We start from the raw sequence: 26352 nt of genomic DNA on the forward strand, positions 1-26352 counted from the left end.
CGGGCAAGCGACACCAGTGCTGCCCGGACCCGTGGCGGCGGAATGTGCGGCAGGCCGCACCCGAGGTCCGTCGGGCGATCATCGCGTCGGTGGGACTGCCGACGTAGACTGGCACTCGCTACAGTCGAGTGCCAGCCGCCCGGCGGATGCCGCGCGTGGTCCGGCCGAGGTGCGTCAGGAGGTGGGGAGATGGGTCTCGACGACCGCAAGCTCGCCGTGCTGCGCGCCATCGTCGAGGACTACGTCCACACGCAGGAGCCGGTGGGCAGCAAGGCCCTGGTCGAACGGCACCAGCTCGGCGTCTCGCCGGCGACCGTGCGCAACGACATGGCGGTGCTCGAGGAGGAGGGCTACATCCGGCAGCCGCACACGAGTGCCGGCCGGGTGCCCACCGACCGCGGCTACCGACTCTTCGTCGACCGGCTCTCCCGGGTCAAGCCGCTCAGCCCGGCCGAGCGCCGGGCGATCGAGCGGTTCCTGGTCGGCGCGGTCGACCTCGACGACGTGGTGCACCGCACGGTCCGGCTGCTGGCCCAGCTCACCCGGCAGGTCGCCGTGGTGCAATATCCCAGCCTGGCCCGGTCCAAGGTGCGCCACCTGGAGCTGGTGCCGATCTCCACCACCCGGCTGATGGTCGTCATGATCGCCGACACCGGGCGGGTCGAGCAGCGGCTGGTCGAGTTGCCCGCCCCGATCCCCGCCGAGGACGTCACCGACCTGCGCCGGCTGGTCAACGAGAAGCTCGTCGGCAGCCAACTCGCCGAGACGCCGCCGCTGGTGCAGGCGCTCGTCGAGGAGTCCCCGCCGAAGCTGCGCCCGGCCATGACCACGCTCTCCACCGTGCTGCTGGAGACACTCGTCGAGCGGCACGAGGAGCGCATCGCGCTTGCCGGCACCGCCAACCTCACCCGGGGTGGCCTGCTCGACTTCCAGGGCTCGCTGCGCCCCATCCTGGAGGCGCTCGAGGAGGAGGTCGTGCTGCTCAAGCTGATCGGCGAGACCGAACCGAGCACCACCCGGGTGCTCATCGGCGACGAGAACGAGGTCGACAACCTGCGGGCCGCCTCCGTGGTCAGCACCGGCTACGGCCCGGGTGCGACCATCGTCGGTGGGCTCGGCGTGCTCGGGCCGACCCGGATGGACTACCCCGGCAATATCGCCATGGTGAGGGCCGTGGCACGCTACGTGGGCGAACTGCTGGCCCAGAACTGACCAGTCAGGGCCGACGGCCGGCTGCGGCCGACGACCGGCGAACGCGAGACGAACATGAGGACACCGAACGCAGTGGCCAGGGACTACTACGGCATTCTCGGCGTGAGCCGGGACGCCTCCGACGACGACATCAAGCGTGCCTACCGCAAGCTGGCGCGGCAGTACCACCCGGACGTCAATCCGGACCCGGAGGCACAGGAGAAGTTCAAGGACATCAACGCCGCGTACGAGGTCCTCTCGGACGACCGGAAGCGGCAGATCGTCGACCTGGGCGGCGACCCGCTCGCCCCGGGCGGCGGTGGCGCCGGCGGTCCGGGCGGTCCGGGCGGCGCCGGCCCGTTCGTCGGCTTCCAGGACATCATGGACGCGTTCTTCGGCGGCGCGGCGGGCGGCAGCCGGGGGCCCCGGCCGCGCACCCGGCCCGGCGCCGACGCGATCCTGCGGCTGGAACTCGACCTCAACGAGACCGCGTTCGGCGTCGAGGCGCCGATCACCGTCGACACCGCGGTGCTCTGCACCACCTGCTCCGGCGCCGGCACCGCCGCCGGCACCCACCTGGCCACCTGCGAGGCGTGCGGCGGTCGGGGCGAGGTGCAGTCCGTGCAGCGGACGTTCCTCGGTCAGGTGGTCTCCGCCCGGCCGTGCACCGTCTGCCAGGGCTACGGCACCACGATTCCGCACCCCTGCCCGACCTGCGCCGGTGACGGCCGGGTGCGGACCCGCCGTTCGCTGACCGTCAAGATCCCCGCCGGGGTCGAGGACGGCATGCGGATCCGGCTGGCCCAGCAGGGCGAGGTCGGCCCGGGCGGCGGCACCGCCGGCGACCTCTACGTCGAGATCCACGAGCGGACCCACGACGTCTACTCCCGCAAGGGCGACGACCTGCACTGCCGGGTGACCGTGCCGATGACGGCCGCCGCGCTCGGCACCCGGCTGACCATCAAGACGCTCGACAGCGAGGAGGTCGTCGACGTCAAGCCGGGCACCCAGCCCGGCAGCACGCTGCGGCTGCGCGCCCGCGGCGTGCCGCACCTGCGCGGCACCGGCCGGGGTGACCTCTACGTCCACCTGGACGTGCGGACGCCGACCAAGCTCGACGCCGACCAGGAGCGGATGCTGCGCGACTTCGCCAAGACCCGCGGCGAGGAGGTCGCCGAGCTGACCAAGCAGGGCGGCTTCTTCTCCCGGATGCGCGACGCCTTCAACGGGCACGCCTGAGGTGTCGGCGCCGCTGTTCCTGGTCGAGGCGCTGCCCACCGGCGACACGGTGACGCTCGACGGCCCGGAGGGCCACCACGCGGCCACCGTGCAGCGGCTGCGCGTCGGCGAGGAGCTGCTGCTCGCCGACGGCCGGGGCGGCACCGCCGCCGCGCTCGTCACCGCCGTCGGCCGGGGCACGCTCGACGCGCGGATCACCTCCCGGGGGTACGCCGACGCGAGCGTCCCCCGGGTGGTCGTGGCGCAGGGGATCGCCAAGGGCGACCGGGGTGAGCTGGCCGTGCAGGCGATGACCGAGGTCGGGGTGGACGAGATCGTGCCCTGGGCGGCGTCCCGGTCGGTGGTCCAGTGGCGCGGCGACCGGGGCGTACGGGCCCGGGAGAAGTGGGCGGCCACCGCCCGGGAGGCCGCCAAGCAGGCCCGCCGCCCCTGGCTGCCGGTGGTGGCCGGCGCCCCGGACGAGTCCACCGCCACGGTGGCCCGGCGCATCGCCGGCGCCGGTGCCGCCTTCGTGCTGCACGAGGAGGCCGACGAGCGGCTGAGCACGGTCGAGCTGCCGGCGACCGGTGAGATCGTGCTCGTGGTCGGCCCCGAGGGCGGCATCGCCCCGGCCGAGCTGACCGCGTTCGCCGGGGCCGGCGCGCGTACCGTCCGCCTCGGCCCGTCGGTGCTGCGTACCTCCACCGCCGGGGTGGCCGCGCTCAGCGTGCTCGCCGCCCGCCTGGGCCGCTGGTAGGTCAGGGGCGCGGGAAGATCGGCACCGGCTGCTCCTCGGGGCCCAGGTCCAGCCCCGCCGGGCCGATGATCAGCGGGTCGGGCGTGCCGACCACATCGACGTCCTTGCCGTCGTAGTCGAACCGGTGCAGCACGTGGCGCATCGCCTCCAGCCGGGCCCGCTTCTTGTCGTTGCTCTTCACCACCGTCCACGGCGCGTCCGCGGTGTCGGTCCAGAAGAACATCGCCTCCTTGGCCTCGGTGTACTCGCCCCAGCGGTCGAGCGACGCCAGGTCCATCGGGGAGAGCTTCCACTGCCGGACCGGGTCGACCTTGCGCACCACGAACCGGGTCCGCTGCTCGTTGCGGGACACCGAGAACCAGAACTTCACCAGCCGGATGCCGGACCGGACCAGCATCCGTTCCAGGTCCGGGGCCTGCCGCAGGAACTCCAGGTATTCGGTGCGGGAACAGAAGCCCATCACCCGCTCCACGCCGGCCCGGTTGTACCAGGACCGGTCGAAGAGCACGATCTCGCCGGCGGTCGGCAGGTGCCCCAGCCACCGCTGGAAGTACCACTGCCCGGCCTCCCGCTCGTCCGGCTTGACCAGCGCGACCACGCTCGCGCCCCGCGGGTTGAGGTGCTCCATGAAACGCTTGATGGTGCCGCCCTTGCCGGCGGCGTCCCGCCCCTCGAAGAGGATCACCAGGCGCTCGCCGCTCTCCTTCACCCAGTCCTGGAGCTTGAGCAACTCGATCTGGAGCAGACGCTTCTGGTGGTCGTACTCCTCCCGGTCGAGGCGCTGCTCGTAGGGGTAGTCGTCACGCCAGGTCTCGACCGGGCTGCCGTCGGGCCGCAGCAGCACGGGATCGTCGTCGTGCCCGTCTACCACCCGATAGTCGGCGGTGAGGTCAAGCAACTCGGTGTCGGCCATACCGCACGTACCTACCCCGTCACGTGGGGTTCGACGCGCCGGACGGGCAGGTCAGCTCCGCAGGTAGGAGGCGCCGTTCAGGTCGACGATCGTGCCGGACGCCCACTCCGCCTCGGGACTGGCCAACCAGTGCACCGCCGCGGCGATCTCCTCCGGACGGGCCACCCGGTGGAACGGCGACTGCGCCCGCATCGCCTCGCCCCGCTCGTTCTTGAGGTGTTCGTTCGTCATGTCGGTCTCGACGAAGCCGGGCGCCACACAGGCCACCCCGATGCGGTACGGGGCCAGGGCCACCGCCAGCGACTGCGCCATCGCGTTCATCCCCGCCTTGCTGGCCCCGTACGCGGGATTGGCCGGCTCGCCCCGGAACGCGCCCCGGGAGGAGACGTTGACGATGCGCCCACCCCGCTCCCGCATGTGCTGGGCGGCGCACCAGGCGGCGTTCGCGGCGCCCACCAGGTTGGTGTCCAGCACCTCGCGCCAGCGTGACCGCCACTGCTCGTAGCTGCTGTCGAAGACCGGGTGCGGCGGGTCGGCCGGCCCGAACACGCCGGCGTTGTTGACGAGCACGTCCAGGCCGCCGAGCAGCCGGGCCGCCTCGTCCACCACCGCGCGCACGGCGTCCGGGTCGGCCAGGTCGGCGCGGACCACCACGTGCCCGTCGCCCGGCAGTTCGGCGCGCAGCGCCTCGGCCAGCTCGGCCGAGTCCCGGTGGTGCACCGCCACCCGGTCCCCGCCGGCCGCGAACGCGCGGGCCACCGCCCGTCCGATGCCCCGCGAGGCACCCGTCACCAGCACCGCCCGTCCCGCCATGCCGGCCATCCTGCCGCACCGACGCCGGATGTTAAGCGGGGCCCCTTCCTCTACCGGAGGCGTTAACCGGGGCCCCTTCCTTACACTGCTGCGATGGACTGCCTGTTCTGCCGGATCGTCGCCGGGGAGATCCCGGCCACCATCGTCCGCGAGACCGCCACCACCCTCGCCTTCCGCGACATCGACCCGAAGGCGCCCACCCACGTCCTGGTGATCCCGAAGGAGCACTACGCGGACGTGGTCACGCTGGCGCAGGGCGATTCCGCGCTCGCCGGTGAGCTGCTCAACACCGCCGCCGTGGTGGCCGAGGAGGAGGGCCTGACGGTGGACGGGTTCCGACTCATGTTCAACACCGGCCCGTACGGCGGCCAGGAGGTCTTCCACGTGCACGCCCACCTGCTCGGTGGCGCGCCGCTCGGCCCGATGCTCTGCCGGTGACCGCGATCTCCGACCGGCTCGACCGGATGGTGCGGCAGGCCCAGGCGACCGGGCGGGTCCCGGCGGTGTCGGCGGCCCTGCACCGGGCCGACCGGCCGCTCTGGACGTGCACGGTGGGCGGGACCGGCAACGACACCCCGCTCGACCCGGACACGGTCCTGCGGATCGGCTCGGTCACCAAGACCTTCACCGCGGTGCTCGTCATGCAGTGCCGCGACGACGGGCTGCTCGACCTGGACGACCCGGTCGGGCGGCACCTCGACCTGCCCGCGCACGGCGAGCTGACCGTGCGCCGGCTGCTGTCGCACACCGCCGGCCTGCAACGCGAGCCGCACGGCGACGTGTGGGACACCCTCCGCGTCCCGGGCGTCGACGAGCTGCTCGCCGACCTGGCCCGGGCGGAGCGGGTGCTGCCCACCGGCCGCCGCTTCCACTACTCCAACCTCGGCCTGTCGCTGCTCGGCGAGGTGGTCGCCCGGCGGCGCGGCGGCACCTGGGCCGAGGTGCTCGCCGACCGGGTGCTCGGCCCGCTCGGGCTGAACGCCACCGGGCCCGAGCCGGGGGAGCGGGCGGCCACCGGCCACCTCGTCGACGCGTACTCCGACGAGGCGCACCCGGAGCCGCCCACCGACTTCGGCGCGGTGGCGCCGGCCGCCCAGCTCTGGAGCACCGCGCCGGACATGGCCCGCTGGGCGGCGTTCCTGGCCGACCCGGCCGCGCTCGACCCGGACGGCGCGGTGCTCGCCGCGGCCACCGTCGAGGAGATGCGCTGGCCGCACACCACCACCGACGAGTCGCTCTGGGCGGCCGGCTTCGGCCTCGGGCTGATCCTGGTGCCACGGCCGGACCGGGTGACCCACGTCGGGCACGACGGCGCGATGCCCGGCTTCCTGGCCGCCGTCTACGGCCGGCGCGGCGGTGACGGCACCGCCGGCGCCATGGGCTGCGCGGTGCTCGGCTCGTCCGGCACCGGCGTGGCGGTGCTCGACCTGCCCCACGCGCTGCTCGCCGCCGCCGCCGAGCACGACCCGGCGGAGGTCGAGCCGTGGCGTCCCGGCCCGCCCGCCCCCGCGCACCTGCGCGGGATGCTGGGCCGCTGGTGGGGCGAGGGGTTCGAGTCGGTCTTCTCCTGGCACGACGGGGCGCTGCGGGCCCGGGGCGCGGACGACCCGGCCGGCAAGCCGCCGTCGGTGTTCGCGCCGCTGCCGGACCGGCCGGACGAGTTCCGCACGGTCGCCGGCCGGGAGGCCGGCGAGCTGCTCCGGCTCACCCGCGACGAGCGGGGCGTGGTGGTCCGGATGCACTGGGCGACCTACCGGTTCACCCGCCGGCAGGAGACCTTCGACGGGTACGACTTCCGGGCCGGCGGCTGACCGTCGAGCACCGGAAATGGGCACGGTGCGTGCGGTGCCGACCCGATACGATGGAGGGCAACCGTACGCCGCGCCAGCAGGGCCCGGCGCCGAGATCGGAGAGCAGGTGGCGCAGGGCCCGACGGCCCGACCTATGACCGGCACCCCACCTCCCGGCCCGCCCCGGGTGCAGACCAGGATCACGGTCCCCGACCAGAAGATCATGGTGAACCTGCTCGGCGCGGGCGACGAGATCCTGCGTCTCGTCGAACGCTCGGTCAGCAGCGACGTCCACGTGCGCGGCAACGAGATCACCATCACCGGTGCGCCCGCCGACAACGCCCTCGCCGAGCGTCTCTTCAGTGAGCTCCTCGAACTGATCGAGAAAGGCGAGACCCTGACCACAGACGCCGTCCGGCGTACCGTCGGCATGCTCGAGCAGGGCGGCGCCGAGCGGCCCGCCGAGGTCCTGACGCTCAACATCCTCTCCCGGCGCGGGCGCACCATCCGCCCCAAGACGCTCGGGCAGAAGCGGTACGTCGACGCGATCGACTCGCACACCATCGTCTTCGGGATCGGCCCGGCCGGCACCGGCAAGACCTACCTGGCCATGGCGAAGGCCGTCCAGGCGCTCCAGGCCAAGCAGGTCAACCGGATCATCCTGACCCGGCCGGCGGTCGAGGCGGGCGAGCGGCTGGGCTTCCTGCCCGGCACCCTGAACGAGAAGATCGACCCCTACCTGCGCCCGCTCTACGACGCGCTGCACGACATGCTCGACCCGGAGTCCATCCCCAAGCTGATGGCCGCCGGCACGATCGAGGTCGCGCCCCTGGCATATATGCGGGGCCGCACGTTGAATGACGCTTTCATCATCCTGGACGAGGCGCAGAACACCACGCCCGAGCAGATGAAGATGTTCCTGACCCGGCTCGGCTTCAACTCCAAGATCGTGGTCACCGGCGACGTCACCCAGGTGGACCTTCCCGGCGGGACGACAAGCGGCCTGCGGCTGGTCCGGGAGATCCTGGGCAACGTCGAGGATGTGCACTTCGCCCAGCTCTCCAGCTCGGACGTGGTTCGCCACAAGCTGGTGGGCGAGATCGTCGACGCGTACGCCCGCTGGGACGCCGAGCGGGAGAACCAGCAGGCGCAGAGCGTGCACGCCGTGCCGGGGCGCACCGCCCAGGGCGGCCGGGCCGGCCGGCGCCGCTAACCCACCAGAGGAAGACAGTTGTCCATCGAGATCGCCAACGAGTCCGGTGTCGAGGTCGACACCGACGCCGTGCTCGCCGTCGCCCGGCACGCCCTCGACGAGATGGGGGTCAACCCCCTCGCCGAGTTGTCCGTGCTGCTCGTCGACATCGAATACATGTCGGAGCTGAACCACCGCTGGATGGGCGGTGACGGCCCGACCGACGTGCTCGCCTTCCCCATGGACGAGGGCAGCGTCGACCACGGGCCGGGGGAGAGCGCCCCGGCCGGCGGCGAGCCGGCCCTGCTCGGCGACATCGTGCTCTGCCCGGAGGTGGCGGCCAAGCAGGCGGCCACCGCCGGGCACTCGTCCGGCGACGAGTTGCACCTGCTCACCGTGCACGGCGTGCTGCACCTGCTCGGCTACGACCACGCCGAGCCCGAGGAGGAGCGGGAGATGTTCGGTCTCCAGGCCCGGCTGCTGGCCAGCTGGCGGTCGACCCGGTCGCGGTGATGACGTCCCTCGCGGCGGCCGGCGCCGCGGCCGGCCTGCCCGATTTTCAGCTCCTGTTCTTCGGGGCCGGGCTGGTGGTGCTCGCCGGCCTGATCGCGATGACCGAGGCGGCGCTGGCCGCGGTCTCCCCGGCGCGCGCCGCCGAGCTGGCCCGCGAGGGCGCGCGCGGCGCGCGGGCGCTCCAGGCGGTCGCCGCTGACGTGGTCCGTCACCTCAACCTGCTGCTCCTGCTCCGCCTGCTTGCCGAACTGACCGCGACCACGCTCGTCGCGCTGGTGGCGGTCGACACGTTCGGCGCCGGCTGGCGGGCGGCCCTGGTCACCGCCGGGGCGATGACCGTGGTGAGTTTCGTGGTGGTCGGGGTCGCCCCGCGCACGCTGGGTCGGCAGCACGCCTACGCGGTCGGCCGGGCGGTCGCGCCGCTGGTGCGGTGGCTGGGCCGGGCGCTCAACCCGCTGGCGTCGCTGCTGATCCTGATCGGCAACGCGGTCACCCCGGGCAAGGGGTTCCGGGAGGGGCCGTTCGCCACCCAGGTGGAGCTGCGTGAGCTGGTCGACCTGGCCGAGCAACGCGGGGTGGTGGAGCACGGCGAGCGCCAGATGATCCACTCGGTGTTCGCGCTCGGTGACACCATCGCCCGCGAGGTGATGGTGCCGCGCACCGAGATGGTGTGGATAGAGGAACGCAAGACGCTGGCGCAGGCGCTGGCGCTGTTCCTGCGGTCCGGGTTCTCCCGCATCCCGGTGATCGGTGAGAACGTCGACGACGTGCTCGGCGTGCTCTACCTCAAGGACCTGATCCGGCGTACCCAGGGCGACCGGGAGGCACGGGAGATGCCGGTGGCGGAGCTGATGCGTCAGGCGACGTTCGTGCCGGAGTCCAAGCCGGTGGACGATCTGCTCTCCGAGATGCAGGCGGCCCGCAACCACCTGGTCATCGTGGTCGACGAGTACGGCGGCACCGGCGGGTTGGTCACCATCGAGGACATCCTGGAGGAGATCGTCGGTGAGATCACCGACGAGTACGATGTCGAGCGCCCGCCGGTGGAGCACCTGCCGGACGGGGCCGTGCGGGTGACCGCCCGGCTGCCGGTGGAGAATCTGGGCGAGCTGTTCGACACCGAGTTGCCCACCGACGAGGTGGAGACGGTCGGCGGGCTGCTGGCGCAGGCCCTCGGCCGGGTGCCCATCCCGGGCGCGGAGGCCGAGGTGGCCGGCCTGCGGCTGATCGCCGAGGGCACCACCGGCCGGCGCAACCGGATCGACACCGTCCTGGTGAGCCGGGTCGATCCGGGGTCCGCTCCGGAGGGCACGGGCCGGGGCGAGCCGGTCGAATCCCGTGGCAACCACAACCGTTCCGAGGAGAGGCAACCCGCCGATGCCTGAGTCACCCGCCGTGCCGGCCGCACTGCCCACCCCCGCCGATCCGGCCGAGCTGAGCGCCGAGGACGGCAAGCTCGTCGTGCTGGCCCGGGGCGCGCGGGGCCGGGTGGCCGCCGTGGAGGGCGCGGCCGTCCGCGACCAGGACGGCCGGACGTACGCGGCGGCAAGCGTGGCGCTGCCGTCGCTGACGTTGACCGCGCTCCAGTTGGCGGTCGCCTCGGCGGTGGCGGCGGGGGCGAGCCGGCTGGAGGCGGCGGCGGTGGTGACCGAGGCGTCGACGCTTGACGGCGCCGGGCACGCCGCGGTCCGGGATCTCTCCGCCGACGCGCCGATCCACGTGGCCGCGCCGGACGGCGCCGTCCTCGGCACGGTGGTCGAGTGACCACGCCCGAGGAGCGTCCCTACCGGGCCGGTTTCGCCTGTTTCGTCGGCCGGCCCAACGCCGGCAAGTCGACGCTCACCAACGCGATCGTCGGCACCAAGATCGCGATTACGTCGAGCAAGCCGCAGACCACCCGGCACATCATCCGAGCGGTGCTGCACCGGCCGGAGTCGCAGCTCGTGCTCGTGGACACGCCCGGCCTGCACCGTCCGCGTACGCTGCTCGGCGAACGCCTCAACGACCTGGTGCGGGAGACCTGGAGCGAGGTCGACGTGATCGGGCTCTGCGTCCCGGCGAACGAGCCGGTCGGGCGGGGCGACCGGTTCATCACCGGCGAGCTGTCCAGCCTGAAGGCCACCGTGCTGGCCGTGGTCACCAAGACCGACCTGGTCGACAAGAAGCGGCTGGCCGAGCAGTTGGTCGCGGTGAGCGAGCTGGCCGAGTTCGCGGCCGTGGTGCCGGTGAGCGCGGTCTCCGGTCATCAGGTGGACACGCTCGTCGACGTGATGACCGGCTACCTGCCGGAGTCGCCGCAGCTCTACCCGGACGACATGCTCACCGACGACCCGGAGCAGGTGCTCGTCGCCGAGCTGGTTCGGGAGGCCGCGCTGGAGGGGGTGCGGGACGAGCTGCCGCACTCCATCGCCGTGGTGGTCGAGGAAATGATTCCGGAGGGCAACCTCACGAAGATCTACGCCGATCTCTACGTGGAACGGTCGAGCCAGAAGGCGATCGTGATCGGTCACCGGGGCAGCCGGCTCAAGCATGTGGGGACCACCGCGCGCCGGCAGATCGAGGAGCTGCTGGGCACCCGGGTCTATCTCGATCTGCACGTGCGCGTGGCGAAGGACTGGCAGCGGGATCCGAAGCAGCTGCGCAAGCTCGGCTTCTGAGGCGTCGCGCCGGCACGCGGCCGGCATCCGCTGGGCAGGATCAGTCAGACCTATGGGACATCTCACGTTCAGTGGCTGTCTTTACCCGTTTCACAGGTTGCCCGAGCAGGGTAGGGACCGTCGTCACTATCCCCGGACCCTGCCGCGAGCTGATGCGAAACCGCTACCTCGACCTGCTTCGCTTCCTGGCCATCCTGCGCGTCGTCACCTACCACGTCACCGGCTACGCCACGCTCACGCTGGTGTTCCCCGCGATGGCGGTGATGTTCGCGCTCGCCGGGTCGCTGATGGCTGCGTCGCTGGGCCGTAGCGGCGTCCCCGCCGTGGCGCGCCGGCTGCGGCGGCTGCTGCCCTCGCTCTGGGTGCTCGCCGCGGTCTTCGTGCCGGCGATGCTGCTCACCGGGCTGCCGTTCAGCCCGCGGGTGCTGCTCTGGCTGTTCCCGATCGCCGATCCGCCGGCCAACTACTGGGGCGGGCTGGCCCTCAGCCCGATCTGGTACCTGCGGGACTACCTGTGGTTCGTGCTCGCCTCACCGCTGGCGCTCTGGCTGTTCCGCCGGGCGCCCCTGCCCACGCTTGCCGTCCCGTACGCCCTGCTCGCCGCGATCGAGTTCGGCATCCTGCTGAACCCACCGGCCGTGCTGCGCGAGTTCGGTCTCTACTTCGGCGCCTGGCTGCTCGGTTTCGCCCACCACGACGGCCTGCTGCGACGGATGCGCAACCGGGTGCTGCTGCCGATCGCCGCGGTCGTCGGCGCGGCCGGGCTGGCCTGGATCTTCACCCATCCCGGCGCGCGTGGTTACGACATCAACGACATCCCGCTCGGCAACGCGCTCTGGGCGACGGCGTTCATCCTGGTGGCGATCGGGCGGGCGCCGACCGGCGTGGCCTGGGTCGACCGCGTTCCGGTGCTGGGTCGCGCGGTGACCGTGGTCAACCGGCGTGCGCTGACCATCTATCTCTGGCACATGCCGTTCGTGGTGGCGCTCACCCCGCTCGTGAGCCTGGTGGGCTGGTCGCCGCGCGACCCGGTCGGACTGTGGCTGCGCGTGGGGCTGGTCTTCGTGCTCGTCGGGGTGGTGACGTTGCTTGTCGGCTGGGTCGAGGACGTGGCCGCCCGGCGTACCCCCGAACTGGTGCCCGGCAAACGGCGCACCGCGTCCGAACGGGCGGCGGTCGCCCCGGCGAGCCCGGCCTCGGCCGGCGGTGCTTGGGCCGGCGGTGGCCCGGCCGGCGCTGGCCCGGTGAGCCCGGCCTCGGCCGGCGCGGCGGGCGCGCTTGTCGGCGCCGCGACGCGGGTGCCGGCGCCGCGCCGTAGCGCCGAGCGGTCCGCCGACCACACCGTCCAGCCGAACGACACCGTCCAGCCGGACCGCGTCGCCGACTGAGCGCGAGCCGGATCAGCCGGGGCGACGGCCGGGCTGGGTGGGTGCCGGTCGGGCTGGCTGCGTCCCGGTCGGGCCGGGTGGGCGGTGGTCGCTCAGCGGCTGGACACGCTGACGTTGCCGCTGGTCGCCGAGACGTCGAGCAGCAGGGACGCGGCCGGGTCGTTCGTCACCTGCAGGGAGACGTCGCCGGACTTCGCGTCGGCCCGTACCCGGTAACGGCCCTCCGGCACGGCCAGGTCGACGTCGCCGCTCGTGGCGTGCAACCGGGCCGGGGCCGGCTGGTCCAGCTCGATGGTGAGGTTGCCGGAGGTGGCCTCCGCGTCCACCGCGGAGGTGAGCCGCCGCGCCTCGATGTCACCGGAGCGGGCCCGCAGCCGGACCGGGCCGGCGGCCTCGCTCAGGTGGATGTTGCCCGAGGTGGTCGACGCGCGGACCTCACCGCTCGCCCCGCTGACCGTGAAGTCGCCCGAGCTGAGCGTGAAGTCCACCGCGCCGACCTCGCTGAGGTCGACGTTGCCCGACCCGGTGCCGCCGCGAACCGCCACGCCCGGTGGCGCGGTCACCTCCCAGGAGATGCTGCACCGGTTGCCGCAGTCGGTGGGCAGCACCAGCTCGTCGCCCTTGATCTCGTACCGGCTGTCCGGCTCGCCGCCTTCGTAGCGGACCACCCGTTTGATGCGTACCTGGTCGGCCGGACCGTTGGCCCGGACCACGACGTCGCCCGAGCCGTCGCCGTCCACGTTGATCCGGGTGATCCTGGTGCGCTCGGTCTGGTCGTAGTCGAGGCGACGGAACGAGAGGGTGTCACACCCGGCGAGGACGATGAGCGTGGCGGTCGCGGTCGCGGCCACCACCACGCGGGGCCGGACGGCCGTTCGGAGCGAAGCCATGGCCAGAACCCTAGGGCCGGCCGGACGGCCGGCACATCGGGGATGGTCCGCCGGTCCACCCCGAACCAACCCTGAGATCGCACCCCGAGGAGAATGGGCCGGTGGCCGGCTACCGTCGACAGCTCTACCGCGACGACGCGGTGGTGCTGCGTGTGCAGAAGCTGGGCGAGTCCGACCGGATCATCACCCTGTTCACCCGCCGGCACGGCCGGCTGCGCGCGGTGGCCCGGGGCGTCCGACGCACCACCAGCAGGTTCGGCGCCCGGCTGGAGCCGTTCGGGCACGTCGACCTCCAGCTCGCCGGTGACCCCAAGGGCAACCAGGGCAGCTCGCTGCACACCGTCAGCCAGGTCGAGGCGATCGAGCTGTACGGCAAGCGGTTCCTCGGCGACTACCCCCGCTACACGGCGGCCAGCGCGATCGCCGAGACCGCCGAGCGGCTGACCCCGGTCGAGCGGGAGCCGTCGCTGCGGCTGTTCCAGCTCACCCTCGGCGCGATGAAGTCCCTGGCCCGCGGCGACCACGCCACCACCCTCGTGCTCGACGCCTACCTGCTGCGCGGCATGTCGTTCGCCGGCTGGGCGCCGGCGCTGTCCGCCTGCGCGGTCTGCGGCGAGCCGGGCCGGCACCGCGCGTTCTCGGTGCCGGCCGGCGGCGCCGTCTGCCCGGACTGCCGCCCCCCGGGCGCCGCCCACCCCGCGCCGGCCACGCTCCTGCTGATGTCCGCGCTGACCAGCGGCGACTGGGCGCACGCCGACGCCACCGACACCGGCGTACGCCGGGAGTGCAGCGGCCTGGTCGCGGCGCACCTCCAGTGGCATCTGGAGCGCGCGCTACGCTCGCTGCCGCTGGTCGACCGGGGTGCCCCGGCGGCCGGCACGGTCCCGCCGCCCGGCGGCGCGAGGCCGGGTGTGGTCCCGCCGCGCACCGGCGCCGGACCCGCCGCCGCTGGTGTGAACAGGGAGATGACCGAGTGATCCGTTCGACGAGGGCGACCCGCCGCGAGCCGACCCCGCCGACCCCGCACCCGTCCGGCGCCCGGCCGCCGGCGCTGCCGGCCGCCGCGCTGCCCCGGCACATCGCCATCGTGATGGACGGCAACGGCCGCTGGGCCAAGGAACGCGGCCTGCCCCGCACCAAGGGGCACGAGCAGGGTGAGCACAGCCTCTTCGACACCATCGAGGGCGCGATCGAGCTGGGCGTGCCCTACCTGTCGGCGTACGCGTTCTCCACCGAGAACTGGCGTCGCTCGCCGGACGAGGTCCGCTTCCTGATGGGCTTCAACCGCGACGTCATCCGCCGCCGCCGTGACCAGCTCGTCGACCTGGGCGTACGGGTGGTCTGGTCGGGCCGGGCCGGGCGGCTCTGGAAGAGCGTGATCTCCGAGTTGCAGACCGCCGAGGAGATGTCCCGCGGCAACTCGACGCTGACGCTCCAGTTCTGCGTCAACTACGGCGGTCAGGCCGAGATCGCCGACGCCGCCGCCGCGATCGCCCGGGACGTCGCCGCCGGCAAGCTCGACCCGGGCAAGGTCACCGAGAAGACGGTGGCGCGTTACCTCTACCACCCCGAGGTGCCCGAGGTCGACCTGTTCCTGCGCCCCTCCGGCGAGCAGCGCATCTCCAACTTCATGCTGTGGCAGACCGCGTACGCGGAACTGGTCTACCTGGACACGCTCTGGCCCGACTTCGACCGCCGTCACCTCTGGTACGCCTGCGAGCTGTACGCGCAGCGGGACCGCCGCTTCGGCGGGGCGCTGCCCAACCCGGTGGCCCCGGGAGGCTGAGCTCACGCTTACCGACGCGACACGCTGGGTATCGAACAGGAATACCAGCAAACGCGGAGGTGAACCACATGATTCAGAAGCGGATCGGGCAGTGGGCGATCATGGCGGTCGCCGTGCCGCTGGCGGCGGCCGGTGCCCGCCGGCTCAGCCACACGCTTGAGGCCCGCCGTGGCCCGACCGGAGTGAGCCGCCTGCTGACCAAGGGCGCCGACCTGATCCGGCCGCAGAAGGCCAAGCGACGTCGGTTCTTCTGACCCCCTCGACGGCCGGGCAACTCCGGCCGTCGAGCCGAACGCCCCGCGCCCCGGCCTCTCCGGCCGGACCGCGGGGCGTTCCACTGTCAGCGCTCCCGGGCGTCAGCCCTCCACCTCGGAGCGGTCGCCCGCCCACAGGGTGTGGAACGAGCCGTCCCGGTCCACCCGGCGGTAGGTGTGCGCGCCGAAGTTGTCCCGCAGACCCTGGATCAACGCGGCCGGCAGCCGCTCGGCGCGCAGCGCGTCGAAGTAGGCGAGCGACGACGAGAAGGCCGGCGTCGGCACACCCGCCCGGGCCGCGTCGGCCACCACCCGCCGCCAGCCCGGGACGCCGGCGCTGACCCGGTCGGCGAACCAGGGCGCGACGAGCAGCGTCGCCAGGTCCGGCTCGCCGTCGTACGCCTCCTTGATCCGGTCCAGGAAGCGGGCCCGGATGATGCAACCACCCCGCCAGATGGTGGCCGTGCCGCCCAGGTCGATGTCCCAGTCGTACTCCCGGCTGCCGGCGCGGATGTGGTCGAAGCCCTGCGCGTACGCGACGATCTTGCTGGCCAGCAGCGCGCGGCGCACGTCCTCGACGAACGTGTCCCGGTCCTCCACCTGCCACTTCTCGCCGGCGTCGGGGAACACCCGGCGGGCCGCCTCGCGCTGGTCGGCGTGGCCGGACAGCGACCTGGCGAACGTGGCCTCGGCGATGCCGGTGATCGGGATGCCCAGGTCCAGCGCGCTCTGCACGGTCCAGCGGCCGGTGCCCTTCTGCTCGGCCTGGTCGAGCACCACGTCCACGAACGCCTTGCCGGTCGCCGGGTCGGTGTGGCCGAGCACGTCGGCGGTGATCTCGATGAGGAACGACTCCAACTCGCCGCCGTTCCACTCCCGGAAGATCTCCGCGATCTCCGCCGGGCTCGCCGACAGACCGGCCCGCAACAGGTCGTACGCCTCGGCGATGAGCTGCATGTCGGCGTACTCGATGCCGTTGTGCACCATCTTCACGAAGTGGCCCGCGCCGTCCGGCCCGACGTGCCGGCAGCACGACTCGCCCTCGACCTGCGCGGCGATCTTCTCGAAGATCGGCCCGAGCTTCTGGTAGGACTCCGCCGAGCCGCCCGGCATGATGCTCGGGCCGAGCAGCGCGCCCTCCTCGCCACCGGAGACGCCGGTGCCGACGAAGTGCAGCCCGTGCTCGCGCAGCGCCTCCTCCCGGCGGCGGGTGTCGGCGAAGTGCGCGTTGCCGCAGTCGACGACGATGTCCCCCTCCTCCAGCAGCGGGATCAGCTCGTCGATCACGGCGTCGGTCGGCGCGCCGGCCTTCACCATCACGATCACCGCACGCGGCCGCTCCAGCGAGCCGACGAAGTCGGCAAGCGACTCGGACGGCACGAAGGTGCCCTCGTCGCCGTGCTCGGCGACCAGGCTGCGGGTGCGTTCCGGCGACCGGTTGTGCACCGCCACGGAGAAGCCGTTGCGGGCCAGGTTCCGGGCCAGGTTGCGACCCATCACCGCCAGACCGGTGACCCCGATCTGCGCCGTCGCCTGTTCTGCCATGCGTACCGCCCCTCTCGTCCGCGCCGCGTACCGCGACCGTCCTCGCTGCCGTCATGCGACCGTATCGCGGTCACCGGGTGAGCGGATCACACCTCGACGGTGGGTGAGGAGCCGGTGGCGGCTCGTCTCACCCCTCGGCGAGCCGCGCCTCCACGTGTGCCACCTTCGCGGTCAACGCCTCGGTCACGCCGGGGCGTAGGTCGGCCTTGAGCACCAGGCTGACCCGGGGCGCCTGGGCCGCGACGGTGTCGACGGCCCGCTTCACCACCGCCATCACCTCGTCCCACTCACCCTCCACCGTGGTGAACATGGCGTCGGTCCGGTTCGGCAGGCCGGACTCACGTACCACCCGGACGGCGTCGGCGACCAGGTCGCCCACGGACTCACCCACGCCGAGCGGGGTGATCGAGAACGCGATCAGCATGTCGCCGATGGTGCCAGTAATTCGGGTGCGGGTGGGGCGGGCGCGGGCTAGCGTGTCGGTATGCGTAAGTGACGCCCTTCCTCCGAGCACCGGTCCACCGCCACACGTGCCGTGGACCCGTCCCGCTCCGGGCGTCCGCATCCTGTTTCCCGCCGCCGTTGTTCGCGGTGACTGTCGTGGTCGGATCGCACCGGGGCACCCGCTCGGCGCGTCCCTGGTCGGCGCGCCCCGGCGCGTCCAGGTCGGCGCGCCCGACAGACAGGAGGCCCGCGGATGCCCGCGAAGCGCACCCCGAAGAAGTCCCGTAAGCCGTCCCCGCTGGGGTTGCCCCCGACCGATGCCGACGCGCTCGCCGTGTCCCCGTCGACACCGGTGACCCTGCCCGCGGCTGGTTCCATCGGTCCGGCTGTGCCGGCGTTACCCGGTTCACCCGGTCCGGCTGTGCCGGCGTTGCCCGGTTCACCCGGTCCGGCTGTGCCGGCGTTGCCCGGTTCAGTCGGTCCGGTTGTGTCGGCGTCGGCTGGTCCGGGGTTGGCCGGTTCGGTATCGGCCGGTTCGGGGTTGGCTGGTTCGGGGTTAGCTGGTTCGGGGTTGGCTGGTTCGGGGTTGGCTGGTTCGGAGTCGGCTCGCCCAGCGCCGCCGAAGGCCGGCCCGCCCGCCGGCCGCGATGCTCGGCTGTCCGGCCACAGCCAGCGGTCAGGCCAAAACCGTTTCTACGCCTTCCGGCGTAGCTGACCGCCGACCGTCCCCGGCTCCCGTGCGTCCCGTATGCGCCACAGATCTTGGAAGCTCCCGGCCCCTCCAGGGGCCCTCCCCTTCCAAGATCTTCAATCCACCCCGTTGATCATGAAGTTGGCGGCGACAAAAGGGATGGAGAGGGGCCGCCAACTTCATGATCACCGCCGAACCGGCGCTCGGGCGGTCGCCGGGGCGTTCTCCCGGCCGTGATCAAGGATTTTGCGTCGGATTTCCGCCTTCACGACCACGCGAACTCCTTGATCAATCACCCGCCCCGGCCAGCACCGTGGACCCCGACGCGCCATCCACAGATGGCTCTCGCCCTTCTGTGGCTGTCTCTCGATCTTGGACTTGGGGTGCCAATAAGTGTCACTTTTGTTCTGATATTGGAGGTGCCACAAGTCGAAGATCGACGCCAGCACGCGGGACCTCGGCGGGGGAGAGGGGACCTGGAGGGGCATATGGAGGTGTTGCGGCTTTCGGTGTGTGTCGGAGGGCTTGTTCGCCGTGCGGGAGCGCGGCGGGTGGCTCCACTCGGCGATCACGAGCCGGACCGGGCTGGGCTGGACCAAGCCGGGTTGAGGGGGTGGTCGGGTCAGCCGATCAGGGGGCGGAAGGTGCCGAGCAGCACGCTTACCGTCAGGGCCGCGCCGGCCAGCAGCGCCGCCCCGGCGATCAACAGCCCGTCGGCCCGGGTGAAGAGCTGTCGGCGGGCGACCGTACGCGGGGTGCCGGCGTCGAAGCCCCGCGCGTCCATCGCCACCGCCAGCCGGGTGCCCCGCCGGATCGCGCCGACCAACAGCGTGAACGCGGTGGACGCGAAGAGCCGCAGCTTGGCCACCGGGTTGCGGCCGGCGTCCACGCCCCGCGCCCGACGAGCCATGCTGATCATGCGCCACTCCTGTTCGAGCAGCGGCACCAGCCGGAACGCGGCAAGCGCGCCGATGGCGAACCGGGCCGGGGCCTTGGCGTTCTGGATCAGCGCGTCGGCCAGGTCGGTCGGGTCGGTGGTGGCGAACACGATGATCCCGGGCAGCGCCACCGCGAGCATCCGCAGCACCAGCCCGAGCGCGGTGACCAGCACGCCCTCGGTGACCAGCACCGGGCCGGCCTCGACGAGCACCCGACCGGACCGGTCGGCGGCGAAGAGCACAAGTGTGACCAGGATGCCGGCGGCGGCGGCCAGCAGCGGCCACGCCCGCCGGGCCAGCACCCGGTAGCGGACGCCGAACAGCGGCAGCGCGGCCAGCTCGACGGCGATGGCGATGGCCGGCGCGACCGGATCCAGGGTCGCCACCAGCACGATGGTGAACACCATCGCGGCGGCCAGCTTCGCCACCGGGTTGCGCCGGGCCAGCGGGGCGCCCGGCGTCGCCACCGGTTCCAGGCTGATCACGGCGCATCCGCCCCTCGGTTCGGCGGTGACGGCGGCAGCCCCGGCCCGGGACTGCTCGGCTGGGCGGATCCGGCCGGGTGGCTCGGCTGGGCGGATCCGGCCGGGTGGCTCGGCTGGGCGGATCCGGCCGGGTGGCTCGGCTGGGCGGACCCGGAAGGGTGGCTCGGCTGGGCGGATCCGGCCGGGTGGCTCGGCTGGGCGGATCCGGGAGGGTGTCCCGGCTGGGCGGTCCTGGAAGGATGAATCGGCTGGGTGGCCCCGGAAGGGTGGCTCGGCGCGGGGGACACGGTCGGGTGGTCCAGGGTGAGCGTCCGGTCGGCCAGCGCGGCCACGAAGTCCGCGTCGTGGGTCACCGTGACGATGCCGTGGCCGGCGTCGCGCAGCTCGGCCAGCAGGTCGACCAGCTCCAGCCACGTCCGCCGGTCCTGGCCGAACGTGGGCTCGTCACAGATCAGCAGGCGGGGCGCGGTGGCCAGGGCGGTCGCCACGCTCAGCCGCCGCGCCTCGCCGCCGGAGAGGGTGTACGGGTTGGCGCCGGCGAGCCGGTCCAGCCGCAGCCGGTGCAGCAGCGCGTCCACGGTGGCGGTGACCTCCGCATCGGTCCGGCCGGTCCGGCGCGGCCCGAGGGCCAGTTCGTCGCGGACGGTGCCGGTGACGAACTGGTGCTCGGGGTCCTGGAAGACCGAGCCGATCCGCCCGGCCAGCGCGGGTGCCCGCCACCGGTGCGGGGAAGTACGCGCGTCCCGGCCGGCAAGTGCGGCGGAGGCGGTGACCGTGCCGGCGCCGGGGCGGGTCAGGCCGCCGAGGAGCAGCGCCAGCGTGGACTTGCCGACGCCGTTGGGGCCGAGCACGGCGAGCGCCTCGCCGGCGCGTACCCGAAGGTCGGTGGGGGCCAGCCGGGGCGGCAGGCCGAGCCGGTCGGCGGTGAGCAGCACGTCCCCGGGTGGTGTGGTGGCGTGTCGCGGCGGCGTGGTGTGCCCGGGGACCCAGACCCCGGCGGCGGCCAGCGCCTCGCCGTGCGCGGCGAACACCGCCTCGGGTGGGCCGTCGGCCCGCACCCCGCCACCGGGTTCCAGCACCACCACCCGGTCGATCAGCGGCAGCGCCTCGGTGACCCGGTGCTCGACCAGGATCAGTGTGGTGTCCGGGTCGACGGCGTCGGCGACGGCGCGGCGGATCAGCGCGGCGCCGGCCGGGTCGAGGTTGGCGGTGGGTTCGTCGAGCAGCAGCAGCCCGGGCCGCAGCGCGAGCGCCCCGGCGAGGGCGAGCCGTTGCTGTTCGCCGCCGCTGAGCGCGGCGGTGGGGCGGTCCCGGTGGTAGGGGAAGCCGACCCGGCGCAGCGCCTCGTCGACCCGGGGCCAGATCTCCTCGGCGGGCACGCCCCGGTTCTCCAGCCCGAACGCGACGTCGTCGCCGGAGCGGGCCATCACGAGCTGGGTCTCCGGGTCCTGGAAGAGCACGCCGACGCGCTCGCGGGCCTTGCGCGGGTCCAGCCCGTCGATCTCGACGGTGCCATCCTGCTCGCCGGAGTCCTCGGGCAGCAGCCCGGCCAGCGCCGCCAGCAGCGTGCTCTTGCCGGCCCCGGAGGCACCGAGCAGCAGCACCCGCTCCCCGCTCTCGACGCGCAGGTCCACCCCGCGCAGAGCCCAGCGTCTGCGCCCCCCGTGCCGCCACCCGAACCCCCGCAGCACCACCCCACTCACCGCTCCACCCCCTCTGCCTCGTCGATCATGAAGTTGACGGCATCACAACGCGCTGAAATCACCGTCAACTTCATGATCGACAGCGGGATACCCGTCAGATCAGGGCTCGGTCGCGGCCGGCGGGGAAGCGGTCCAGGACGCCGGTGTTGGCCAGGGCGCGGGTCAGGACGTGGGCGCCGACGCCCGCGATGATCGTGGCGCTGGCGATGGTGATCAGGGCGTAGGGGATGCGGTAGTTGGTCAGGTCGTATGCCTTGTTCCAGTAGACGAAGTCGAAGATGGCCGCGCCGAGACCGGTGAGCGCGCCGGCAAGCGTCGCCACCGGCAGCTTGAACGAGCGGTAGCGGAACGCGGCGAACGCCAGCTCGGCGCCGATGCCCTGCATCAGGCCCTGGAGGATCACGATGCCGGCCCACTGGCTGCCCAGCAGCGCGGAGACGATCGCGGCCACCGTCTCGCAGTAGAGCGCCGCGCCCGGCTTGCGAATGATCAGGCCGGCGAGCACCGCCGGGATCAGCCACACGCCGTAGAGCACCGCCTGCGCCGGCGGGAAGAACGCGAACGCCGCGTCGGTGGCGCTCCAGAGCAGGCCCCAGGCCCAGAAGACGACGCCGAAGGCGACGGCGATCACCGAGGCGACGACGATGTCGACGGTACGCCAGCGGTTGCTGTCGGTGTGGTTCATGCGGACTCCCAGTTCGTGGTGCGGAACCAGGAGAAGACGCACGCCGCGCCCGGAATGTGCCCGGACGTCGACGCGGCTGGAGGTCGACCGAACTCCCTGCGCTGGCATTACCCAGATCAGGTTCGAGGGTCTGCGGGCACCGGCCCGCACTCTCAGCGCTGTGCGCTCCCCTGTCGGATGTGAAGTTGTCTCAACGGCAGACGCTAGCACCGATGTCGGGGCCAGGCCCAGCAGGGCGCGGGTCGGTATGGTGGCGATCATGCGGGTCGAGGCGCGGGATCTGACATTCGAGGTACGCACCGGCGGCCCCGAGGGCGGCGATCCGGTCCTGCTGCTGCACGGCTTCCCGCAGCACGCCGGCGAGTGGGATGCGGTGACGCCCGCGCTGCACGCCGCCGGGCTGCGCACGTACGCCCTCGACCAGCGCGGATACTCGCCCGGCGCACGGCCGGACGCCGTCGAGGCGTACCGCATCCCGGAGCTGGTGGCCGACGCGGCGGCCGTGCTGGACGCGCTCGGGGTGACCACCGCGCACCTGGTCGGCCACGACTGGGGCGCGATCGTGGCCTGGGGCCTGGCCGCGGCGCACCCGGAGCGGGTGCGGACGCTTACCGCGGTGTCGGTGCCGCACCCGGCCGCGATGGGGCATGCGCTCGCCACCGATCCGCGGCAGAAGGCGAAGTCCGCCTACATGGCGTTGTTCCGGATGCCGGGCAAGGCCGAGACGGTGCTGCTGGCGTTGCGCGGGGCCGCGCTGCGCCGGCTGCTGCGCGGGGTCGGCGACGCGGACGCGGTGGCCCGCTACGCCGAGCCGATGCGCGAGCCGGGCGCGCTCACCGTCGCGCTGAACTGGTACCGGGCGATGAGCGGGTCGGACATGAAGGCGGTCGGCCCGGTGGCGGCGCCGACCACGTACGTCTGGAGCGAGAAGGACGTGGCGATCGGCCGGACCGCCGCCGAGGCGTGCGCGGCGCACGTCACCGGCGACTACCGCTTCGTGACGCTTCCCGGCGTCAGCCACTGGATCCCCGACGAGGCCCCCGGCCCGCTGGCCGAGGCGATCCTGGCCCGGGTGCGAGGAACGGAGCAGACATGACGGTGAGCGCCCAGGCGTACCTGGCCACGGTGACCGAGATGATGGGCCGGGTGGCCGCCGAGCAGCGGGAGAACGTGGCCGCGGCGGCCGACCTGATCGCCGCGGCGGTACGCGCCGACGGGGTGGTGCACGCCTTCGGCACCGGGCACTCGGAGGCGCTCGCCATGGAGATCGCCGGCCGCGCCGGCGGACTGGTGCCCACCAACCGGATCGCGCTGCGTGACCTGGTGCTCGTCGGGGGTGAGCCGGCCGACGTGCTCGGCCCGAAGCTGGAACGCGAGCCGGCTGTGGCGCACCGCCTCTACGAGCTGGCCCCGGTCCGGCCGCCGGACGTGTTCGTGCTGGCCTCCAACTCGGGCGTGAACGGGGCGATGGTCGAGTTCGCGTCCGTGGTGAAGGAACACGGGCACGGTCTGGTGGCGGTCACCTCGGCCCGGCACTCGGCCCGGATGACCTCGCGGCATCCGTCCGGCCGCAAGCTCGCCGACTTCGCCGACGTGGTGCTGGACAACGGCGCCCCGTACGGCGACGCCACGCTGCCGCTGCCCGACGGTGGCGCGGTCGGCGCGGTCTCCTCGATCACCGCCGCGCTGCTGGCCCAGCAGATCACCGTCGAGGTGGTGGCCCGGCTGGTGGCTGCGGGGGAGCGTCCGCCGGTCTACCTGTCGGCGAACATCGCCGGCGGGGACGAGCACAACGCCGAGTGGGAGGCCCGGTACGCGGGCCGGATCCGCCGGGGTTCCTGAGTCGGTTTCGTGATCATCTGAACCGGGCACAGGCGCTGCTGCCGGCGGGCGTTCACCCGCCGGCCGTGCCGTCTTCACCGGAGGTTCACGAGTGTCCAAGGAATCCGAGAAGCAGCGTTGGCAGCGCAACTTCGCCGACCTGCTCCAGGAGCTGCGCGTGGCGCAGACCGGTGTGCAGATCCTTTTCGCCTTCCTGCTGACCATGCCGTTCAGCAACGCGTTCAACCGAACCACCGACTTCCAGCGCGACGTCTACGTCGTGGCGCTGCTGGCCGCCGCCGCTGCCGCCGCGATGATCATCTCGCCGGTGGCGTTCCACCGGGCGCTGTTCCGCCAGGGGCGCAAGCCGGAGTTGGTGCGCTTCGCCCACCGGATGGCTACCGGCGGCCTGTTCTTCATGCTGATCGCGATGGTCAGCGCGGTCCTGCTGGTCACCGACTTCGTGCTGGACCGGCCGATCGCGTTCCTGCTCAGCGCGCTCACCGGGATCTGGTTCCTGCTCTTCTGGGCGATCCTGCCGTTCAGCCGCCGCAACTGGGGCGACGACGACATCGACGATGACGACGACGACCCGGCGACGTTGACCGCCGGCTGACGGTCCGCCAAATCGGACGTGCACGCGACGCTACCCCTGGGTAACACCCGGGGGTAGCGTCGATTTCGTCGCATCCGGACCGACCATCCAGGAGGCAGCCGTGACCACGACACAGAACAACGCCGACGGGGCGGGGCCGCTGCCCGGCGAGGCCGGCCAGGTCTCGGAGAAGGAGGCCCGTCAGGTCGCCGAGGCGGCCCGCGAGGCGGCCTGGGACCGCCCCAGCTTCGGCAAGGAGCTCTTCCTCGGCCGGTTCCGGCTCGACCTGATCAACCCGTGGCCCCGGTCCGACCCGGACGACGTGGCCCGCGCCGACGAGTTCCTCGGCGCGTTCGGGGCCTACCTGGGCAGCGAGGTGGACGGCGCGGCGATCGAGCGCGACGCGCGCATCCCGGACGAGGTGTTCCACGGGATGGCCCGGCTCGGCGCCTTCGGCATGAAGATCGACCGCAGGTACGGCGGCCTCGGGCTGAGCAACCTGCACTACTGCCGGGCGCTGATGCTCGCCGGCTCGGTGAACCCGGCGATCGGCGCGCTGCTCTCCGCGCACCAGTCGATCGGCGTGCCGCAGCCGCTGAAGATGTTCGGCACGGCCGAGCAGAAGCAGCGTTTCCTGCCCCGGCTGGCCGCCGGCGAGGTGTCCGCGTTCCTGCTCACCGAGCCGGATGTCGGCTCCGACCCGGCCCGGCTCGCCACCACCGCCGAGCCGACCGCCGACGGCGCCGGCTACCGCCTCAACGGGGTGAAGCTCTGGGCCACCAACGGCACCGTGGCCACGCTGCTCGTGGTGATGGCCCGGGTGCCGGCCGCGGAGGGCCGTCGCGGCGGGATCACCGCCTTCGTGGTGGAGGGCGACAGCGACGGCATCACGGTGGAGCGGCGCAACTCCTTCGTCGGGCTGCGCGGCCTGGAGAACAGCCTCACCCGGTTCCACGACGTGTTCGTGCCGGCCGAGAACGTGATCGGTGGGGAGGGCAAGGGCCTGAAGATCGCGTTGACCACGCTCAACACCGGCCGGCTGTCGCTGCCGGCGATGTGCGTGGGCGCCGGCAAGTGGGCGCTCAACGTGGCCCGGGAGTGGGCCGCCGACCGGGTCCAGTGGGGCCGGCCGGTCGGCGAGCACGAGGCGGTGGCGAAGAAGCTGGCGTTCATCGCCGCCACCACCTACGCCATGGAGTCCATGCTGGACCTGTCCTGCCTGCTCGCCGACGACGACCGCAACGACATCCGGATCGAGGCGGCGCTCGTCAAGCTCTACGCCAGCGAGATGGCCTGGCGGATCGCCGACGAGCTGATCCAGATCCGGGGTGGACGCGGCTACGAGACGGCCGAGTCGCTCGAAGCCCGGGGCGAACGCCCGGCCGCCGTCGAGCAACTCCTGCGCGACCTGCGGATCAACCGGATCTTCGAGGGCTCCACCGAGATCATGCACCTGCTGATCGCCCGCGAGGCGGTCGACGCGCACCTGTCGGTGGCCGGCGACATCATCGACCCGGACGCCGGGCTGGGCCGCAAGGCGGCAGCCGGCGCGCGGGCCGGCGCGTTCTACGCCAAGTGGCTGCCCACGCTCGCCGTCGGCAAGGGGCAGGCGCCGGGTACCTACCAGGAGTTCGGGCCGCTGGCCGGGCACCTGCGGCACGTCGAGCGGACCTCGCGCAAGCTGGCCCGCTCGACGTTCTACGCGATGTCCCGCTGGCAGGGAAAGATGGAGCGCAAGCAGGCGTTCCTCGGCCGGGTGGTGGACATCGGCGCGGAGCTGTTCGCGATGTCCGCGGTCTGCGTCCGGGCCTACGCCGAGCGGTCCGAGCACCCGGAGAACGTCGAGCTGGCCGACCTGTTCTGCCGGCAGGCGCGACTGCGCGTCGACGAGCTGTTCACCGGCCTGTGGTCGAACACCGACGCGGTGGACGTGGCCGCCGCGAAGCGGATCGTCGCCGGCCGCTACGCCTCGGTGGAGGCCGGCGTGTTCACGCCCCCCACCGACCTGCCCTGGGTGGCCCGCTGGCAGCCCGGCCCCTCCACCGCCGACGACGTCCGCCGCCGGCTGTGAAAGGAGGGGCCC

The 26352-nt window shown here is 72.9% G+C and carries 25 protein-coding genes, 1 pseudogene and 1 riboswitch; of the genes and pseudogenes, 18 read left to right on the forward strand and 8 right to left on the reverse strand.

The annotated features are described in order from the left end of the window. Window positions 1-189: 189 nt before the first annotated feature. The 3 genes from hrcA to O7602_RS05490 all read left to right on the forward strand — a co-directional run bounded on the left by hrcA (window position 190) and on the right by O7602_RS05490 (window position 3166). Window positions 190-1212, forward strand: coding sequence for a heat-inducible transcriptional repressor HrcA (gene hrcA / locus O7602_RS05480; protein WP_281587126.1), 1023 nt, complete (start codon window positions 190-192; stop codon window positions 1210-1212). A gap of 72 nt (window positions 1213-1284) precedes the next feature. Next, on the forward strand, window positions 1285-2430 hold the full coding sequence (gene dnaJ, locus O7602_RS05485) for a molecular chaperone DnaJ (RefSeq protein ID WP_281590132.1): 1146 nt from the start codon (window positions 1285-1287) through the stop codon (window positions 2428-2430). Between the two features lies 1 nt (window position 2431). Next, window positions 2432-3166 (forward strand): 16S rRNA (uracil(1498)-N(3))-methyltransferase, encoded by a 735-nt coding sequence (locus tag O7602_RS05490; protein ID WP_281587127.1) that lies wholly within the window; start codon window positions 2432-2434, stop codon window positions 3164-3166. A gap of 1 nt (window position 3167) precedes the next feature. Here the strand turns inward: O7602_RS05490 and ppk2 are convergent, their stop codons facing one another. Continuing rightward, a complete protein-coding gene (gene ppk2, locus O7602_RS05495; RefSeq protein WP_281587128.1) occupies window positions 3168-4079 on the reverse strand; it encodes a polyphosphate kinase 2 in 912 nt (303 codons plus the stop codon). 51 nt (window positions 4080-4130) lie between these two features. Beyond that, window positions 4131-4892, reverse strand: coding sequence for an SDR family oxidoreductase (locus tag O7602_RS05500; protein WP_281587129.1), 762 nt, complete (start codon window positions 4890-4892; stop codon window positions 4131-4133). Window positions 4893-4985: 93 nt separating this feature from the next. On the opposite strand from O7602_RS05500, the gene O7602_RS05505 reads away from it, so the two are divergent. From O7602_RS05505 to O7602_RS05540, 8 genes are all read left to right on the forward strand, one after another. Further along, complete coding sequence (locus O7602_RS05505; RefSeq protein WP_281587130.1) at window positions 4986-5330, forward strand: histidine triad nucleotide-binding protein; 345 nt, start codon at window positions 4986-4988, stop codon at window positions 5328-5330. Further along, a complete protein-coding gene (locus O7602_RS05510; RefSeq protein WP_281587131.1) occupies window positions 5327-6703 on the forward strand; it encodes a serine hydrolase domain-containing protein in 1377 nt (458 codons plus the stop codon). Before O7602_RS05505 ends, O7602_RS05510 begins: the two co-directional genes overlap by 4 nt. Window positions 6704-6836: 133 nt before the next feature. Continuing rightward, window positions 6837-7895, forward strand: coding sequence for a PhoH family protein (locus tag O7602_RS05515; protein WP_281587132.1), 1059 nt, complete (start codon window positions 6837-6839; stop codon window positions 7893-7895). Window positions 7896-7913: 18 nt separating this feature from the next. Continuing rightward, complete coding sequence (gene ybeY, locus O7602_RS05520; protein WP_281587133.1) at window positions 7914-8387, forward strand: rRNA maturation RNase YbeY; 474 nt, start codon at window positions 7914-7916, stop codon at window positions 8385-8387. Continuing rightward, the gene (locus O7602_RS05525) at window positions 8363-9772 is read left to right on the forward strand and encodes a hemolysin family protein (RefSeq protein ID WP_281590134.1); all 1410 of its coding nucleotides are present in this window, start codon (window positions 8363-8365) and stop codon (window positions 9770-9772) included. The genes ybeY and O7602_RS05525 overlap by 25 nt, the downstream gene beginning before the upstream one ends. Beyond that, window positions 9765-10151, forward strand: a complete 387-nt coding sequence (locus tag O7602_RS05530; protein WP_281587134.1) for a cytidine deaminase — start codon at window positions 9765-9767, stop codon at window positions 10149-10151. The genes O7602_RS05525 and O7602_RS05530 overlap by 8 nt, the downstream gene beginning before the upstream one ends. Further along, window positions 10148-11044 carry a GTPase Era gene (gene era / locus O7602_RS05535; RefSeq protein WP_281587135.1) on the forward strand — a complete coding sequence of 299 codons (897 nt, stop codon included), beginning with the start codon at window positions 10148-10150 and terminating at the stop codon, window positions 11042-11044. The genes O7602_RS05530 and era overlap by 4 nt, the downstream gene beginning before the upstream one ends. 152 nt (window positions 11045-11196) lie before the next feature. After that, entirely contained in the window at window positions 11197-12432 is a 1236-nt protein-coding gene (locus O7602_RS05540) for an acyltransferase (protein ID WP_281587136.1), read from the forward strand. Window positions 12433-12524: 92 nt separating this feature from the next. Here the strand turns inward: O7602_RS05540 and O7602_RS05545 are convergent, their stop codons facing one another. Next, complete coding sequence (locus O7602_RS05545; RefSeq protein ID WP_281587137.1) at window positions 12525-13322, reverse strand: DUF4097 family beta strand repeat-containing protein; 798 nt, start codon at window positions 13320-13322, stop codon at window positions 12525-12527. A gap of 101 nt (window positions 13323-13423) precedes the next feature. Here O7602_RS05545 and recO point away from each other — a divergent pair, with 101 nt between their 5' ends. The 3 genes from recO (at window position 13424) to O7602_RS05560 (ending at window position 15362) form a co-directional block, all read left to right on the forward strand. Beyond that, window positions 13424-14299 (forward strand): DNA repair protein RecO, encoded by an 876-nt coding sequence (gene recO / locus O7602_RS05550; protein ID WP_281587138.1) that lies wholly within the window; start codon window positions 13424-13426, stop codon window positions 14297-14299. Then, a complete protein-coding gene (locus O7602_RS05555) occupies window positions 14296-15108 on the forward strand; it encodes an isoprenyl transferase (RefSeq protein ID WP_281587139.1) in 813 nt (270 codons plus the stop codon). The genes recO and O7602_RS05555 overlap by 4 nt, the downstream gene beginning before the upstream one ends. A 68-nt stretch (window positions 15109-15176) precedes the next feature. Continuing rightward, a complete protein-coding gene (locus tag O7602_RS05560; RefSeq protein WP_281587140.1) occupies window positions 15177-15362 on the forward strand; it encodes a hypothetical protein in 186 nt (61 codons plus the stop codon). A gap of 102 nt (window positions 15363-15464) precedes the next feature. On the opposite strand, the gene gndA is transcribed toward O7602_RS05560, so the two are convergent. The 5 genes and pseudogenes from gndA to O7602_RS05585 form a co-directional block, all read right to left on the reverse strand. After that, complete coding sequence (gene gndA / locus O7602_RS05565; RefSeq protein ID WP_281587141.1) at window positions 15465-16907, reverse strand: NADP-dependent phosphogluconate dehydrogenase; 1443 nt, start codon at window positions 16905-16907, stop codon at window positions 15465-15467. A gap of 127 nt (window positions 16908-17034) precedes the next feature. Next, on the reverse strand, window positions 17035-17331 hold the full coding sequence (locus O7602_RS05570) for an MTH1187 family thiamine-binding protein (RefSeq protein WP_281587142.1): 297 nt from the start codon (window positions 17329-17331) through the stop codon (window positions 17035-17037). A gap of 1333 nt (window positions 17332-18664) precedes the next feature. Beyond that, window positions 18665-19465, reverse strand: coding sequence for an energy-coupling factor transporter transmembrane component T (locus O7602_RS05575; RefSeq protein WP_281587143.1), 801 nt, complete (start codon window positions 19463-19465; stop codon window positions 18665-18667). 278 nt (window positions 19466-19743) lie between these two features. Continuing rightward, a pseudogene (locus O7602_RS05580) lies at window positions 19744-21168 on the reverse strand (ABC transporter ATP-binding protein); the annotation flags it as partial. Between the two features lie 94 nt (window positions 21169-21262). Further along, window positions 21263-21853 (reverse strand): ECF transporter S component, encoded by a 591-nt coding sequence (locus O7602_RS05585; protein WP_281587144.1) that lies wholly within the window; start codon window positions 21851-21853, stop codon window positions 21263-21265. A 75-nt stretch (window positions 21854-21928) separates the two neighbouring features. Continuing rightward, window positions 21929-22035, reverse strand: a riboswitch (TPP riboswitch). A gap of 77 nt (window positions 22036-22112) precedes the next feature. Here O7602_RS05585 and O7602_RS05590 point away from each other — a divergent pair. The 4 genes from O7602_RS05590 to O7602_RS05605 all read left to right on the forward strand — a co-directional run bounded on the left by O7602_RS05590 (window position 22113) and on the right by O7602_RS05605 (window position 26340). After that, a complete protein-coding gene (locus O7602_RS05590) occupies window positions 22113-22949 on the forward strand; it encodes an alpha/beta hydrolase (protein WP_281587145.1) in 837 nt (278 codons plus the stop codon). Beyond that, a complete protein-coding gene (locus tag O7602_RS05595) occupies window positions 22946-23695 on the forward strand; it encodes an SIS domain-containing protein (protein ID WP_281587146.1) in 750 nt (249 codons plus the stop codon). Before O7602_RS05590 ends, O7602_RS05595 begins: the two co-directional genes overlap by 4 nt. A gap of 91 nt (window positions 23696-23786) precedes the next feature. Further along, the gene (locus O7602_RS05600; RefSeq protein WP_281587147.1) at window positions 23787-24290 is read left to right on the forward strand and encodes a DUF6328 family protein; all 504 of its coding nucleotides are present in this window, start codon (window positions 23787-23789) and stop codon (window positions 24288-24290) included. A gap of 100 nt (window positions 24291-24390) precedes the next feature. Continuing rightward, the gene (locus O7602_RS05605) at window positions 24391-26340 is read left to right on the forward strand and encodes an acyl-CoA dehydrogenase family protein (RefSeq protein WP_281587148.1); all 1950 of its coding nucleotides are present in this window, start codon (window positions 24391-24393) and stop codon (window positions 26338-26340) included. The last annotated feature ends 12 nt before the right edge of the window (window positions 26341-26352 follow it).

Source organism: Micromonospora sp. WMMD1128 (genome assembly GCF_027497235.1).
Taxonomy (GTDB): domain Bacteria; phylum Actinomycetota; class Actinomycetes; order Mycobacteriales; family Micromonosporaceae; genus Micromonospora.

What these genes read in the sequence shown, in the direction of transcription:
- hrcA (WP_281587126.1), top strand. Translation starts at nt 190, where the DNA reads ATGGGTCTCGACGACCGCAAGCTCGCCGTGCTGCGCGCCATCGTCGAG.
- ppk2 (WP_281587128.1), bottom strand. Translation starts at nt 4,079, where the DNA reads ATGGCCGACACCGAGTTGCTTGACCTCACCGCCGACTATCGGGTGGTA.
- O7602_RS05500 (WP_281587129.1), bottom strand. Translation starts at nt 4,892, where the DNA reads ATGGCGGGACGGGCGGTGCTGGTGACGGGTGCCTCGCGGGGCATCGGA.
- O7602_RS05505 (WP_281587130.1), top strand. Translation starts at nt 4,986, where the DNA reads ATGGACTGCCTGTTCTGCCGGATCGTCGCCGGGGAGATCCCGGCCACC.
- O7602_RS05515 (WP_281587132.1), top strand. Translation starts at nt 6,837, where the DNA reads ATGACCGGCACCCCACCTCCCGGCCCGCCCCGGGTGCAGACCAGGATC.
- O7602_RS05530 (WP_281587134.1), top strand. Translation starts at nt 9,765, where the DNA reads ATGCCTGAGTCACCCGCCGTGCCGGCCGCACTGCCCACCCCCGCCGAT.
- O7602_RS05540 (WP_281587136.1), top strand. Translation starts at nt 11,197, where the DNA reads ATGCGAAACCGCTACCTCGACCTGCTTCGCTTCCTGGCCATCCTGCGC.
- O7602_RS05545 (WP_281587137.1), bottom strand. Translation starts at nt 13,322, where the DNA reads ATGGCTTCGCTCCGAACGGCCGTCCGGCCCCGCGTGGTGGTGGCCGCG.
- O7602_RS05560 (WP_281587140.1), top strand. Translation starts at nt 15,177, where the DNA reads ATGATTCAGAAGCGGATCGGGCAGTGGGCGATCATGGCGGTCGCCGTG.
- gndA (WP_281587141.1), bottom strand. Translation starts at nt 16,907, where the DNA reads ATGGCAGAACAGGCGACGGCGCAGATCGGGGTCACCGGTCTGGCGGTG.
- O7602_RS05570 (WP_281587142.1), bottom strand. Translation starts at nt 17,331, where the DNA reads ATGCTGATCGCGTTCTCGATCACCCCGCTCGGCGTGGGTGAGTCCGTG.
- O7602_RS05585 (WP_281587144.1), bottom strand. Translation starts at nt 21,853, where the DNA reads ATGAACCACACCGACAGCAACCGCTGGCGTACCGTCGACATCGTCGTC.
- O7602_RS05590 (WP_281587145.1), top strand. Translation starts at nt 22,113, where the DNA reads ATGCGGGTCGAGGCGCGGGATCTGACATTCGAGGTACGCACCGGCGGC.
- O7602_RS05595 (WP_281587146.1), top strand. Translation starts at nt 22,946, where the DNA reads ATGACGGTGAGCGCCCAGGCGTACCTGGCCACGGTGACCGAGATGATG.